Raw genomic sequence first — 13394 nt, 5'->3', positions numbered from 1 at the left:
CGCCACGCTGCGCCGAACGTCGCGTTTCAGGCTTCGAACTTATAGCCCAGCCCACGGACGGTGACCAGATGCCGAGGCGAACCGGGGTCCGGCTCGATCTTCGAGCGAAGACGCTTGACATGCACGTCCAGCGTCTTGGTGTCGCCGACGTAGTCCGCCCCCCACACCCGGTCGATGAGCTGGCCGCGAGTGAGCACGCGGCCGACGTTGCGCAGCAGGTACTCCAGCAGGTCGAACTCCTTCAGCGGCAGCGGCACCTCCGTGCCGTCCACCGTGACCACGTGCCGCTCGACGTCCATCCTCACCGGGCCACCCGTCAGCACCGGCTGCGCCTGCTGACCCTCGCCCGAGGGCTCACCGCCCCGCCTGAGCACCGCCCGGACGCGAGCGATGAGCTCCCGGGCCGAGTAGGGCTTGGTGACGTAGTCGTCGGCCCCCAGTTCCAGGCCCACCACCTTGTCGATCTCGCTGTCCCTGGCCGTCACCATGATCACTGGCACGCTGGAACGCTGCCGCAACTGCTTGCAGACGTCCGTGCCGCTCATGCCGGGCAGCATGAGGTCGAGCAGAACGATGTCGGCGCCGTTGCGGTCGAACTCCTCCAGGGCCTGCCTGCCGTCGGTGGCGACGGCGGCCGTGAAACCCTCCTTCCGCAACAGGAAGGCCAACGGGTCGGCGAAGGACTCCTCGTCCTCCACGATCAGCACCCTGGTCACGACACTCCTCCTCTGGTGCTTTCCTGCGCGACCGCAGCCGCGGTGCGCTGCTCACCACTCGAACCCGGTCCGGGCCTTCCGGTGGCCTCGGGCGCGGCGGGGGACACAGCGGCCGGCACCTCACCGACGGGCTGGTCGTCGGTCCCTTGGTGGGCCGGTATGCGTAGCGTGAACGTGGAGCCGACCCCGGGGCTGCTCCACAACCGGACATCCCCGCCGTGGTTGGCGGCGACGTGTTTCACGATGGCCAGGCCGAGCCCCGTTCCACCGGTGGCGCGGGAGCGCGCCTTGTCCGCCCGGTAGAAGCGCTCGAACACCCGCTGCTGGTCGGCCTCGGCGATGCCGATGCCACGGTCGGTGACGGCGATCTCGACGTGGCCGTCGACGAGCTTGCGGCTGATCGACACGGGACTTCCGGCCTGCGAGTACGCCACGGCGTTGTCCAGCAGGTTCGACAACGCGGTGACCAGCAGCGTGCGGTCGCCCTCGACGGTGAGGCCGCTGACGTTGTCGGTGGTGATCCGGATGTCGGCGGACTCGGCGGCGAGCCGGGTGCGACCCAGCGCCTCGGCCACCACGGTGTCCACGTCCACCACGGTCAGCTCCGGCAGTCTCTCCGCGCCCTGCAACCGCGACAGCGCGATCAGCTCGGTGACGAGCTTGCCCAGCCGCGTGGACTCCCGCAGGATCTTCTCGCTGAACCGCCGGACCTCGTCACTGTCGTCCGCCGCGTCGAGGACGGCCTCCGCGAGCAGGGCGATGGCACCGACAGGCGTCTTCAACTCGTGGCTGACGTTGGCCACGAAGTCCCGCCTGGTGGCCTCGAGACGCACGGCGTCGGAGTGGTCGACGGCCTCGACCACGGTGAACCCGTCCCCGAGGGGCCGCACCTCGCCGAGCACCGCCTGTGGCCCCCGCCCACGCACGGCGAGCGGGGAGAGGTCGATCTCCGTGGCCTCGTCGGTGTCGACCACCTGCTCCGCGGCCTTGCGCGCCCTGACGTCGGCCTGGTTCTGGCGGACGAGGCCGAGCGCCTCCGCGCGGCGGTTGTGGAGCACCAGGTCGCCGAAGCGGTTGAGGATCAACACGCCGTTGTTGGACGAGCGCATGAACCGGTCGAGCAACTCCGCGGCCGTGGGACCGCGCGCTCCGGTGCGTCTGCGGGCGAGGCCGGACCTGCCGACGGCTATGCCGACAAGAAGGCCGATCACCACGGCGGCGATGGCCAGCGCGAACGTAGCGGGCGCCGTCACGGTGGCATCGTATGCACGGAAGTGGCCCGAAGGCCTAGTACTCGAAGCATTCTCGTGACGGTCGTGACATGTTCCGCGACCTTGTTCGCCGCTGCGTCACCACTCGTTCACCGGCCGGCCGATCCCGGCTGGGGAAGCGCTCACCTCCCCAGCCGGCACGGGTCCGTGCGAAAGAGGAGTCAGCGGCCCTGGCTGGCCACGGCGGCGGCGGCCCTCGCGGCCTCCTCCGGATCGAGGTAGGTGCCACCGGGGTTGGTCGGCTTCAGGTCGCCGTCGGCGTCGCGGAGGTCGTAGCGCAGCGGGATGCCCGTCGGGATGTTGAGCCCGGCGATGTCGTCGTCGGAGATGTCGTCGAGGTGCTTGACCAGGGCACGCAACGAGTTGCCGTGCGCGGCGACGAGCACCGTCCTGCCCGCCCTGAGGTCGGGCACGATCGCGGACTCCCAGTACGGCAGCAGCCGCGCCACCACGTCCTTGAGGCACTCCGTCCTCGGCATCGCGTCGCCGATCCCGGCGTAGCGCGGGTCGCCTTCCTGGCTGTACTCGCTGTCGGCCTCGATGGGCGGCGGCGGGGTGTCGTAGGAGCGCCGCCACAGCATGAACTGCTCCTCGCCGAACTGCTCGAGCGTCTGCTTCTTGTTCTTGCCCTGGAGCGCGCCGTAATGCCGTTCGTTGAGGCGCCAGTCCCTCCGCACGTCGATCCAGTGCCGATCGGCGACGTCGAGGGCGATGTTCGCCGTCGAGATCGCGCGGCGCAGCAGGGACGTGTGGACGATGTCGGGGAGCAGGCCCGTCTCGACGAGGAGTTCGCCACCGCGCCGGGCTTCGGCTTCACCCTGCTCGGACAGGGGGACGTCGACCCAGCCCGTGAACAGGTTCTCCGCATTCCACGTGCTCTGCCCGTGTCGCAGCAGCACCAGGGTTCCAAGTTCGGCCATACCTCAAGCCTGCCATGCCACCGTTCGGGTGGTCGGACCGTGCGCGCCGACCTGGGATTTCTACCGACGGTTGTGCTTAGCAGTATTGATCTTCACCCATAACCTGAGCGAGCTGCCAACAACGTGTCGTCCCCGTGAAGAGAATTGCGAGGCGTTAACGATGGGGGCGAATTTCACCCTATTGGGGTAGTGCGTAGTCTTGTGATTACAGACCTCGGTCTGACAAGTTGACTACAACCCGCTCGGCCGGTCACCACGCACTCCCCGGCCGAACGCGGGCGTAGGCGCAGCTCGTCTCCCCCCTGCCGAGCTGCGGCCCGCCGGCCCCGTTGGCATCCCCCTCGCCACCGGGTCCACGCGGCGGGAACGTCAGCGGGGCGGCTCGAGTTCGCGACTCCCCCCTCCCTCGAGCCGCCCCGCGACACACCGGCTACCGCCGGGTGGTCTCACAACCTCCAACGATCATGGCGGCCCCCGGGTTCCCGCTGTGACTCGCGCCGCGCCAGGTCAGTCCGACGTCAGCGACCCCGGAGCGTGCGGAGCCTCGGGGCGAACCAGATGTTCGAACGCTCTCAGGTTCGCCAGCGACTCACCGCGCGAGACCCGCCAGTCCCACTCCCGCCGGATGGACGTCGCGAAGCCGATCTCCAGCAGCGTGTTGAAGTCGCCGTCCGCCGCTTCCAGGACCTGGCCGAGCACCTTGTCGAGCTCCGGCTCGGTGACGGTGTCCAGCCCGAACCGGCCGACGAGGTAGACGTCCCCCACCGAGTCGATGGTGTAGTGCACGCCGTAGAGCTTCGCGTTACGGCGCAGCAGGAACCGGTAGACGTCCTCGTGGGCCTCGTCGGGCCGCCTGCACACGAACGCCTCCACGGCCAGCGAATGCTCTCTGACGATCAGCCAGCAGTTGGTCTGGAGCTTCTTCGTGCCGGGCAGTGTGACGAAGTACACGCCCTCGCGCCGCCGGTTGTAGTCGAGACCCGCCGCGTCCAGAGTCGACCGGATCAGCGCATCGACCCGCCGACCGTGTTCGGAGCCGGTCACACCGCCACCTCCAGTGCCGTGCTGCGGAACGCCCTCGTGGCCTCCGCGTAGGTGTCCAGCAGCGCTTCGGTGGTGCGCTGCCACGAAAACCGTGCCGCATGCCGGTGAGCACCGCGCGCCAACGACTCCCGCACCCGCGGACGCAGCACGACCCCGGCGAGCGCGTCGGCCCAGTCGTCGGGCGCGTGGGTGGGCACGAGCACACCCGACTCGCCGTCGGCGACGGCGACGGGCAGGCCGCCGACCCGAGCGGCGACCACGGGAGTACCGCAGGCCTGGGCTTCGAGGGCGACCAGGCCGAAGGACTCGTTGTGGCTCGGCACCGCGACGACGTCGGCGGCGCGATAGACGTTCACGAGGTCCTGCCCGCCCTGCGGCGGCAGGAAGCGGACGAGGTCGTTGATGCCCAGGTCCGCGGCGAGTTTCCGCAGCGACGTGGGCTGGTCCAGGCCCGTGCCCGAGGGGCCGCCCGCCACGAGCACGACGAGCCTTCGGCGCAGCTCGGGATCGCGGCGCACGAGGGTGGCCGCGGCCCGCAGGAGCACGTCCGGGGCCTTCAGCGGCTGGATGCGGCCCGCGAACGCGAGCACGACCGCGTCGCCGGGCAGGCCGAGCGCCGCCCTGGCCTCGGCCACGCTGCCCGGACGGAACCGTTCGAGGTCCACCCCCGGTGAGACCGTGCGCACGGCGTCGGGATCGGCGTCGTAGAGGTTCACGAGCTGCTCGGCCTCCACGGCGGTGTTCACCACCAGCCGGTCAGCCTCCGCCACCACCTGCTCCTCGCCGATGACCCGCGTGCGCGGTTCCGGGGTGTCGCCTTCCGCGAGCGCGGCGTTCTTCACCTTCGCCAGCGTGTGGGCGGTGTGCACCAGCGGCACCCCCCACCGCTCGCGGGCCAGCCACCCGACCTGGCCCGACAGCCAGTAGTGCGAGTGGATCAGGTCGTAGTGGCCCGGCTCCTGGAACGCCTCGGTACGCAGGACACCCGACGTGAAGGCGCAGAGCTGGGACGGCAGCTCACCCCGTGTCAGCGGTTCGAACGGCCCCGCCGGGATGTGCCGCACGAGCACGCCTGGCGCGAGTTCCACCACCGGAGGCTGGTCGGACGACGTGGCTCGCGTGAACACCTCGACACTCGTTCCACGACGCGCCATCTCCACGGCCGTCTGGGCGATGTAGACGTTCATGCCGCCCGCGTCGTTCGTGCCGGGTTGCTCCAGCGGCGACGTGTGCACGGACAGCACCGCGATCCGGCGCGGCCGTACCGCCGCCCGGTACCGGGAGATCTTCACCGAATCACCTTTCCGCTCGTCCGAGGACGCTCTCGAAGGCCTGTTCGGCGAACCGTCGCAGTGTGGTGTCGAACTCCCGCGCGGACTCGACGAACGGTAAGTGGCCCACCCCTGGCCACCAACGCGCCGACACCCCCGCAATCTTCCCGGCCGTGTACTCGCCCGCCGTGACGTCCACAACGGCGTCGTCGGTGCCGTGCACCACGAGCACGGGCACGTCGACGGCGGCGAGCACGTCCGCGCTGTCGACGTCCCTGCGGAACAGCGCCCTGCGAACCCTCGGCGGCACGGCCAGGCTCGCACCCAGCAACGCCTGCGAGAACTCGCCGGGGACGGGCCGGTGGGCCATCCCCTCTGCCAGCGCCGTGAGCGCGGGAAGGGCGACACCGAGGTCGTCCGACAGCGCGGCGGGCAACGCATCCGCCATCGCCGGGCCCACGCGGCCGCCGGGGCGGCCCTTGCCGATCTCGGTGATGGCACCGACGAAGGCGATGCCCGCCAGTCCGCGCGTGCCGTGGGTGCGCAGGTAGTCGGTGATGACCAGACCGCCGTAGGACCAGCCGACCACCACCGCGTCACCGCCTGCCAGCTCCAGCACGGCCGCGAGGTCGGCCGCCCACGTCGCCGGGTCCCCGTAGCCGCCCTCGGGTGCCTCGGAACCGCCGTGTCCCCGCAGGTCGGGTGCGATCAGCCGAAACCGCTCGCGAAGCTCGGGATCGGCGAACTGGGTGTCCCAGGCGCGCGCCGACTGCGCCCAGCCATGGACGAACACGAGCGCGGGAGCGTGGCGTTCGCCGTCGATTCGCACTCCGATCCGGACCCCTGACGCCCCGACGACCTCCGCCCTCATCCGCCTCGTCAAATCTCCTCCGGAACAGCTTCCACACAGCGAACCGCCGATGAGCACGCCCACATTACCTGGCAGCATCGGGTGGCATGAACACCCGAACGGCAGTCATCACAGGAGCCAGCGCCGGTATCGGCGAAGCCTGCGCGCGGGCGCTCGCCGCCGCTGGTTTCCACGTCGTCCTCGGCGCCCGGCGCCTGGACAAGCTGCGCCCGCTCGCGGAGGAGCTTTCCGGCACCGCGCACGCCCTCGACGTCACCGACGCCGAGTCCGTCACCTCGTTCGCGGCCCGGATCCCGGAATGCCACGTGCTCGTCAACAACGCCGGTGGGGCGAAGGGCCTCGACCGCGTCGAGCACGCCGACGAGGAGCACTGGCGGTGGATGTGGCAGACGAACGTGCTGGGCACCCTGCGTGTCACCAAGGCACTGCTGCCGAAGCTGCTCGCCTCCGGTGACGGGCACATCATCACCGTCACCTCCATCGCGGGCCACGAGGTCTACGACGGCGGCGCGGGCTACACCTCCGCCAAGCACGCCCAGTCGGCGCTGCACCGGACCCTGCGGTCGGAGCACCTCGGCGACCCACTGCGGCTCACCGAGATCGTCCCGGGGATGGTGGAGACCGACTTCTCCGTCAACCGGTTCGAAGGCGACACCGAGCGCGCGGCCAAGGTCTACGAGGGGCTGACGCCGCTGACGGCCGAGGACGTGGCCGAGGTGGTCGCGTTCGCCGCGACCCGGCCCCCGCACGTCAACCTCGACCAGATCGTGCTCAAGCCGACGGCGCAGTACAGCGGCAGCCGGGTGCACCGCCGATAGCCGTCGGGGCACTACAGCGCGCAGTTCACCAGCAGGGGCTCGGGGCGCAGTTCGACACCGAACCGCTCCAGTACGCCGTCGCGGACCTGCCTCGCCAGGGCGAGCAGGTCGGCGGTGGTCGCCTCGCCCCTGTTGGTGAGCGCCAGCGTGTGCTTGGTGGAGAGCGAGACCCGGCCCCCCGGGCCGGGATGCCCCTTGCCGAAACCGGCCCGTTCGATGAGCCAGGCGGCGGAGAGCTTGATCCCACCGTCGGCGGGGTACCTCGGCACGGCAGCCTCCGTGCCCACCACGGCGGCGATCCGTTCGAGCACCCTCGGCACGTCGGCCTCGGCCACGATCGGGTTGGTGAAGAACGAGCCCGCGCTCCACGTGTCGTGGTCGTCCGGGTCGAGCACCATGCCCTTGCCGCGACGCAGCGCGAGCACCGCCTCGCGGGCCCGCCTCGCGGGCACCCTCGCTCCGATGTCCACACCGAGCCCGCGCGCGAGCTCGGCGTAGCGGACGGGCGCCGAGAGGCCGTCGTCCGAGAGCCGGAAGCGCACCGACAGCACGACGCCCGAATCGGTGCCCTTGAGCACGCTGGTGCGGTAGGCGAAGCCGAGTTCGTCGGCGGGAACGGTCCTCACCTCGCGGGCGCGGCGGTCGTACAGCTCGATCGACTCCAGCACCTGACTGATCTCGCAGCCGTACGCGCCGACGTTCTGGATGGGCGTGGCACCGGCGCAGCCGGGGATTCCCGAGAGGCACTCCAACCCGCCGAGCCCCGCCGCCACCGTGGCTCCGACGTAGGCGTCCCAGTCCTGGCCCGCCGCCACGGTCCGGAAGTCGTCACTCCATCCGGTGGTGGCGATACGCACGACCGTGCCGGCGAAGCCGTCGTCGCCGACGACGAGGTTCGAGCCACCGCCGACGAGCAGCAGGGGTTCGCCGGCCTCGTCGAGCTTGCGCACGTGGGCCACGAGGTCGTCGGTGGTCTCGGCCACGACGAACCGCCGCGCGGGCCCACCGAGCCGCAGGGTCGTGTGCTCACGCAGCTTCTTCCGGCCGACCGTTTCGACAGTGCTCACGCCCCCAAACGGTACTGTCCCCGGCATGGCCACCCGTATCGAGCATCGGGCGACGTTCCCGCACAGCGCCGCCGACGCCTACGCCGCGCAGACCGAGGAACGGGCGCTGCGCGCGCGACTCGCGCAGGTCGGGGGCGAACACGCCGAGCTGCGGGACCACGAGGTCGGCGAACGCGGCGCCCGGTACACGCTCCTGCAGGGCATCCCCGCCGACAAGCTGCCCTCCCTCGTGCGCACCCTCCGTTCCGGTGACCTGACCGTGCGGCGAACGCACGTCTGGACCCGCGAAAGCGACCGGTACACCGGGACCGTCACCGTCGAGGTCGCCGACATTCCCGGCCGCATCACCGCGGACGTCGAACTGGTTCCGAGCGGCGGCGGGTGTGTCCAGACCACGCGCGGCGAGGTGTCCGTGCGAGTCCCCCTCGTCGGAGGCAAGATCGAGAGTTTCGTGGTCGAGCAGGTGACGAAGCTGCTCGAGACCGAGGCCCGCGCCACGGAGCAATGGCTCGCGGGCTGAAACCGGTCGGCTCGCCGACCCGCGGCACCACCAACCCGAACCGGCTGCGCAGGATCGACCGCTGGATGCTGTGGGAGCCGCTGGTGCGCGGGGCGCTCTCGGCCGCGACCGACCCACTCGTCGTCGACCTCGGGTACGGCGCCTCCCCCGTCACCACGGTGGAACTGGCCCAGCGGCTCTCGACGGTCCGGCCCGACGTGCGGGTGCTCGGACTGGAACTCGACCCCGAACGGGTCGCGGCGGGCAGGGCCGTGGCCGACCCCCCTCGGCTCGACTTCCGCTCCGGCGGGTTCGAACTCGCGGGCACCCGGCCTGTCGTCGTTCGCGCCTTCAACGTGCTCCGGCAGTACTCCGAGGCCGACGTCGCCCCGTCGTGGGAGGCGATGCTGTCGGGCATCGCCCCGGGCGGTGTCCTGGTCGAGGGAACGTGCGACGAGGTCGGCAGGCTGTGCGCGTGGGTCACACTGACCCACGACGGGCCGCGCACGCTCACGCTGTCCTGCCGGACCGCGAGCCTGGAGCGCCCGTCCACCCTGGCCGAGCGGCTGCCCAAAGCCCTCATCCACCGCAACGTCGAGGGCGAGCCGGTCCACGCCTTGATGTCCACTCTGGACTCGTGTTGGGCCGCGGCGGCCCCCTACGGCGCGTTCGGCGCCCGCGCCCGCTGGACCGAAGCGGTACGGCTGCTCACCGAGCAGGGCTGGCCGGTGCTCGGCAGGCGCGACCGCTGGCGGCTCGGCGAGGTGACGGTCCCGTGGCACACCGTGTCGGGGGGCTGACCCCCCGGACGGCCACCGCCGCCGCGCATACCGCTCACCGGCGGGCGGCACCGCCGGCCCGTGACGTCTCCCCCGTCACGAATCTCCGGCCCACCGGCTGCGTCGCCGACATGACCAGCGACAATGGCATACCGTGCAGGAACGCCAGTACGTCATCACCTTCGGCTGCCCCGACCGCAGGGGAATCGTCTCCCGGATCTCGTCCTTCCTCGCCGAGGTCGGAGGGTGGATCGTCGAGGCCGCCTATCACACCGACCCCGACACGGGCTGGTTCTTCACCCGGCAGGCGGTGAGGGCCGACTCGGTGCCGTTCGACGTCGACGAGCTGCGAGCCCGGTTCGCCGGAGTGGCGCGGTCGCTGGGATCGGAGACCGACTGGCGCATCGACGACACCGGCGAGCGCCGTCGCGTGGTGATCCTGGTGTCCAAGGAAGGCCACTGCCTGTACGACCTGCTGGGTCGCGTGGCCTCCGGCGAACTCGACGCCGACGTGCGGGCCGTGGTCGGCAACCACGACGTGCTCGCCGACATCACGCGCGCTCACGGCATCCCGTTCCACCACGTCCCGTTCGACGGAGACAGCTCCACGGCCTTCGCGGAGATCGCGAAGCTGGTCGACGAACACGACCCGCACGCCGTGGTACTCGCCCGGTTCATGCGCATCCTGCCCGCCGAGCTGTGCGAGGCGTGGGCGGGCCGGGCCATCAACATCCACCACAGCTTCCTGCCGTCGTTCGTCGGCGCGCGCCCCTACCACCAGGCGTACGCACGGGGCGTGAAACTCGTGGGCGCCACCTGCCACTACGTGACGGCCGACCTCGACGCGGGGCCGATCATCGAGCAGGACGTCATCCGGGTCGACCACCGCGACACCGTGTCCGACATGGTCCGCAAGGGCCGCGACATCGAGAAGATCACGCTCGCGCGCGGCCTGCGGTGGCACCTAGAGAGCCGCGTGCTCGTGCACGGCAACCGCACCGTGGTCTTCTGAGCGGCCGGAACGACGCCGCCGCGCGACGGGCACGATCATCGGCGTGCCCGTCTCGGGGTCGTCCACGATGCGGCACGGCAGTCCGAACACGTCGGCGATCAGGTCGGCGGTGACGATCTCGCACGGGTCGCCCTGCGCCGCGATGCGCCCTCCCGGTGCGAGCACGATCAGGTTGGTCGCGTAGCGGCACGCCTGGTTGAGGTCGTGCAACACCGCCACCAGCGTGTGGCCTGCGTCGGCGTTGAGGTCGGCGCAGAGTTCCAGCACCTCGATCTGGTGAGCGATGTCGAGAAACGTCGTCGGCTCGTCGAGCAGCAGGATCGGGGTCTGCTGCGCGAGCACCATCGCGAGCCACACCCGCTGCCGCTGCCCGCCCGACAGCTCGTCCACGAGGCGGTTCGCCAACTCGGCCACACCCGTGCGCCTCATGGCCTCGACGACCACGGCCTCGTCCTGCGACGACCACTGCCGCAGCAGGCGCTGGTGCGGGTAACGGCCCCTGGCCACCAGGTCGCCCACCGTGATGCCGCTGGGCGCGATGGAGCTCTGCGGCAGCAGGCCCAGCCGCCGCGCCACCTCCCGCGAGCGGTAACTCGTGATGACCTGCCCGTCCAGGTACACCGCCCCGGCGTCCGGCTTGAGCATCCGGGCGAGCGCCTTGAGCAGCGTCGACTTGCCGCACGCGTTGGGCCCCACGATGACGGTGAACGACCCGTCCGGCACCGAGACCCCGAGCTCCCGCGCCACCACGGCGTCGTCGTAGGCGAGGGTGAGGTTCTCCGCTCGCAACCTGCCGCCCGTGCCGTCGCCGCTGTGTCCCGAAGTCGATTCGGTCACGCGTACCTGCCCTTTCCGCGCCACTCGGACGCCAACAACCACATCAGGTACAGCCCGCCGAGACAGCCCGTGGCGGTGCCGACGGGAAGCTGCTGGGCGGGGAACAACCGGTCCATCGCCAGGTCGCTGACGGTCAACAGCAACCCGCCCATCAACGCCGAGGTCACAAGCCCCGGCGCGGCACCGCGCGTCAGCCTCCGCGCGAGTTGCGGAGCCGCCAACGCGACGAACCAGATCGGTCCCGCCGCGGCGGTGGCGAACCCGGCGAGCAGCACACTCGCCGCGATCAGGATCGCCCTGCTGCGTTGCACACCGACCCCGAGTGCCGCGGCGGAGTGGTCGCCGAGTTCGAGCATCGACAACGCGCGGTACTGGCTCAACGCCACGGGCAGCAGCACCGCCAGCGCCAGCCCGGACGCGGCGACGTGCTCCCAGCCCCGGCTGTTGACGCTGCCGATCAACCACGCCTGGGCGGTCAGGGCGTCGTAGATGTCGGCCTGGGTGATCAGGTAGGAGTTCACCGACAGCGCGAGTGCGTTGACGCCCACGCCCATGAGCACGAACCGGTAGCTCTGCACGCCGCGCCGGTACGACAGCGCGTAGACGAGCAACGCCGTCGCGAGGCCGCCGACAAGCGCTCCGACCGCGACCTGCGCCATGCTCCCGCCGACCACGATGATCATCAACAGCGCGCCCGTGGACGCGCCGTTGGTGAAACCGACGAAGTCCGGGCTGCCCAGCGGGTTACGCATGAGGCTCTGCAGGATCGCCCCGCTCACCGCGAGAGCCGCGCCCACGAACAACGCCGTGAGCAGCCGGGGAAGGCGCAACGTGCCCACGATGAAGTCGGCGGCACCCTCGCCCTGACCCACGATGACGGCGAGGACCTCGGACACCGACAACTCGTACTCGCCCGTGGTCAGGGTGATCGTCGCCGTGACGAGGACGGCGAGCGCGAGTACCGCGCCCACGACGATCGGCCGGGTGGGCAGGCGCAGAGCGACGGTCTCGCGCCGCGTTCGCAGCACCCGGCCGGTGACGGGCCGGGCCGGGGCGCCGGGGGCGTCACCGGCCCGCGTCTCGGTGGCGGTCTCGTGGCTCACAGGCTGGCCAGCCTCCGTCGTCGGCACAACAGGCAGAACACGGGCACTCCGATGGCCGCGGTGACGATGCCGACCTGCACCTCGGCAGGCGAGGCGACCACGCGTCCGACCACGTCGGCCCCCACGAGCAGCAACGGCGCGGCCACCAGGGAGTACGGCAGCACCCAACGCTGGTCCGGCCCCACCAGCAGCCGCACCGCGTGGGGCACCGCGAGCCCCACGAAGGCGATCGGCCCGACGGCGGCCGTGGCCGCGCCGCACAGCAGCGTCACGGCGAAGGCCCCGAACACCCTGGTGAGGCCGGGGCGGGTGCCGAGCGCCCTACCCAGGTCGTCGCCCATCGCCAGGGCGTTGAGCGGGCGCATCAGCAGCAGCGCGATGACCGTGCCCACCACCACGAACGGCAGCACGGGCAGCAACACGTCGTAGTAGCGGCCCGCCAGCGAGCCGACCATCCAGAACCGGTACTCGTCGTAGGCCTGCGGGTCCGACAGGAGCACGGCGGTGTTGAAGGCGTAGAGCACGGCGGTGATCGCCGCTCCCGCCAGCACCAGCCGCTCCGGACTCGCGGCGCCGCGTCCCGCGGCACCGAGCACGTAGACCACCAGCGAGGCCAGCGCCGCGCCCACCAGGGCGAACCACACGTAGCCCAGTACCGACGTGACCCCGAGGAAGGCGATCGCCACCACCATGCCGGTGGACGCGCCCGTGTTGACCCCGAGCAGTCCCGGCTCCGCGAGCGGGTTGCGTGTCAACGCCTGCATCAGCGCACCGGAGATTCCCAGTGCCGCACCGGCCACGATCCCCAGCAGAGTCCGGGGAATGCGGTAGTCGTGGATGATGACCACCGCGTCCGAGCCCGCCCAGGCCTCGGGGTGCAGCAGCACGTCCCAGGTGTCCGTGAAGGGGATGTCCTTGGATCCGAACCACACGCTGAGCAGCGCGACGAGGGCCAGCGCTGCGGCGATCACCACGAGGCCGCCCGCCCGCAGCACGTGCGCCCAACGCCGGGAGGAAACGGCGCGATCGCCCGGTTCGGTTTCCGAAGCGGGGTCAGCGAAGACGGCCGGCGGCATAAGGTGAGGCTAACCGAACCGACGATGACCGGTCCAGGCTAGGTTAGCCTCACCTTCCCGCCCGCCGGCGTGTCCGCAGGCTGTGCACGCGTGTCCGCACTTCCCGTACG

The 13394-nt window shown here is 71.1% G+C and carries 14 protein-coding genes; 4 read left to right on the top strand and 10 right to left on the bottom strand.

The genetic code is table 11. The features are described from left to right. Positions 1 to 26: 26 nt before the first annotated feature. The 6 genes from SACCYDRAFT_RS01705 to SACCYDRAFT_RS01680 form a co-directional block, all read right to left on the bottom strand. Complete coding sequence (locus SACCYDRAFT_RS01705; protein ID WP_005453024.1) at positions 27 to 716, bottom strand: response regulator transcription factor; 690 nt, start codon at positions 714 to 716, stop codon at positions 27 to 29. Then, entirely contained in the window at positions 713 to 1969 is a 1257-nt protein-coding gene (locus SACCYDRAFT_RS01700) for a sensor histidine kinase (RefSeq protein WP_005453022.1), read from the bottom strand. The genes SACCYDRAFT_RS01705 and SACCYDRAFT_RS01700 overlap by 4 nt, the downstream gene beginning before the upstream one ends. A 179-nt stretch (positions 1970 to 2148) precedes the next feature. Continuing rightward, complete coding sequence (locus SACCYDRAFT_RS01695; RefSeq protein WP_005453020.1) at positions 2149 to 2907, bottom strand: phosphoglyceromutase; 759 nt, start codon at positions 2905 to 2907, stop codon at positions 2149 to 2151. 507 nt (positions 2908 to 3414) lie between these two features. Then, positions 3415 to 3951, bottom strand: a complete 537-nt coding sequence (locus tag SACCYDRAFT_RS01690) for a type III secretion system chaperone family protein (RefSeq protein ID WP_005453019.1) — start codon at positions 3949 to 3951, stop codon at positions 3415 to 3417. Further along, entirely contained in the window at positions 3948 to 5243 is a 1296-nt protein-coding gene (gene mshA / locus SACCYDRAFT_RS01685; RefSeq protein ID WP_005453017.1) for a D-inositol-3-phosphate glycosyltransferase, read from the bottom strand. Before mshA ends, SACCYDRAFT_RS01690 begins: the two co-directional genes overlap by 4 nt. A 4-nt stretch (positions 5244 to 5247) precedes the next feature. Next, the gene (locus SACCYDRAFT_RS01680) at positions 5248 to 6093 is read right to left on the bottom strand and encodes an alpha/beta fold hydrolase (RefSeq protein ID WP_043536060.1); all 846 of its coding nucleotides are present in this window, start codon (positions 6091 to 6093) and stop codon (positions 5248 to 5250) included. Positions 6094 to 6179: 86 nt separating this feature from the next. On the opposite strand from SACCYDRAFT_RS01680, the gene SACCYDRAFT_RS01675 reads away from it, so the two are divergent. Continuing rightward, the gene (locus SACCYDRAFT_RS01675; protein ID WP_005453013.1) at positions 6180 to 6911 is read left to right on the top strand and encodes an SDR family NAD(P)-dependent oxidoreductase; all 732 of its coding nucleotides are present in this window, start codon (positions 6180 to 6182) and stop codon (positions 6909 to 6911) included. 11 nt (positions 6912 to 6922) lie between these two features. Here the strand turns inward: SACCYDRAFT_RS01675 and SACCYDRAFT_RS01670 are convergent, their stop codons facing one another. Continuing rightward, on the bottom strand, positions 6923 to 7978 hold the full coding sequence (locus tag SACCYDRAFT_RS01670) for a UDP-N-acetylmuramate dehydrogenase (protein WP_005453011.1): 1056 nt from the start codon (positions 7976 to 7978) through the stop codon (positions 6923 to 6925). 25 nt (positions 7979 to 8003) lie between these two features. Here SACCYDRAFT_RS01670 and SACCYDRAFT_RS01665 point away from each other — a divergent pair, with 25 nt between their 5' ends. The 3 genes from SACCYDRAFT_RS01665 to purU all read left to right on the top strand — a co-directional run bounded on the left by SACCYDRAFT_RS01665 (position 8004) and on the right by purU (position 10268). Beyond that, positions 8004 to 8498, top strand: a complete 495-nt coding sequence (locus SACCYDRAFT_RS01665; RefSeq protein ID WP_005453008.1) for a DUF2505 domain-containing protein — start codon at positions 8004 to 8006, stop codon at positions 8496 to 8498. Continuing rightward, positions 8483 to 9277, top strand: a complete 795-nt coding sequence (locus SACCYDRAFT_RS01660) for a class I SAM-dependent methyltransferase (protein WP_005453007.1) — start codon at positions 8483 to 8485, stop codon at positions 9275 to 9277. Before SACCYDRAFT_RS01665 ends, SACCYDRAFT_RS01660 begins: the two co-directional genes overlap by 16 nt. 133 nt (positions 9278 to 9410) lie before the next feature. Further along, the gene (gene purU, locus SACCYDRAFT_RS01655; protein WP_005453006.1) at positions 9411 to 10268 is read left to right on the top strand and encodes a formyltetrahydrofolate deformylase; all 858 of its coding nucleotides are present in this window, start codon (positions 9411 to 9413) and stop codon (positions 10266 to 10268) included. On the opposite strand, the gene SACCYDRAFT_RS01650 is transcribed toward purU, so the two are convergent. From SACCYDRAFT_RS01650 to SACCYDRAFT_RS01640, 3 genes are read right to left on the bottom strand one after another with little or no spacing between them, the layout of a single operon-like run. Next, positions 10221 to 11105 carry an ABC transporter ATP-binding protein gene (locus tag SACCYDRAFT_RS01650; protein ID WP_005453005.1) on the bottom strand — a complete coding sequence of 295 codons (885 nt, stop codon included), beginning with the start codon at positions 11103 to 11105 and terminating at the stop codon, positions 10221 to 10223. The two genes, purU and SACCYDRAFT_RS01650, sit on opposite strands and share 48 nt — an antisense overlap. Continuing rightward, entirely contained in the window at positions 11102 to 12208 is a 1107-nt protein-coding gene (locus tag SACCYDRAFT_RS01645; RefSeq protein WP_005453004.1) for a FecCD family ABC transporter permease, read from the bottom strand. The genes SACCYDRAFT_RS01650 and SACCYDRAFT_RS01645 overlap by 4 nt, the downstream gene beginning before the upstream one ends. Next, a complete protein-coding gene (locus tag SACCYDRAFT_RS01640) occupies positions 12205 to 13284 on the bottom strand; it encodes a FecCD family ABC transporter permease (protein WP_005452994.1) in 1080 nt (359 codons plus the stop codon). Before SACCYDRAFT_RS01640 ends, SACCYDRAFT_RS01645 begins: the two co-directional genes overlap by 4 nt. Positions 13285 to 13394 lie beyond the last annotated feature (110 nt).

Source organism: Saccharomonospora cyanea NA-134, assembly GCF_000244975.1.
Taxonomy (GTDB): domain Bacteria; phylum Actinomycetota; class Actinomycetes; order Mycobacteriales; family Pseudonocardiaceae; genus Saccharomonospora; species Saccharomonospora cyanea.
This window is presented reverse-complemented; position numbering and strand designations above follow the sequence as displayed.

Bases quoted from the DNA above. Each gene is read 5' to 3' on its own strand.
- SACCYDRAFT_RS01695 (WP_005453020.1), bottom strand. From the start codon at position 2,907: ATGGCCGAACTTGGAACCCTGGTGCTGCTGCGACACGGGCAGAGCACG.
- SACCYDRAFT_RS01680 (WP_043536060.1), bottom strand. From the start codon at position 6,093: ATGAGGGCGGAGGTCGTCGGGGCGTCAGGGGTCCGGATCGGAGTGCGA.
- SACCYDRAFT_RS01675 (WP_005453013.1), top strand. From the start codon at position 6,180: ATGAACACCCGAACGGCAGTCATCACAGGAGCCAGCGCCGGTATCGGC.
- SACCYDRAFT_RS01665 (WP_005453008.1), top strand. From the start codon at position 8,004: ATGGCCACCCGTATCGAGCATCGGGCGACGTTCCCGCACAGCGCCGCC.
- SACCYDRAFT_RS01660 (WP_005453007.1), top strand. From the start codon at position 8,483: ATGGCTCGCGGGCTGAAACCGGTCGGCTCGCCGACCCGCGGCACCACC.
- SACCYDRAFT_RS01640 (WP_005452994.1), bottom strand. From the start codon at position 13,284: ATGCCGCCGGCCGTCTTCGCTGACCCCGCTTCGGAAACCGAACCGGGC.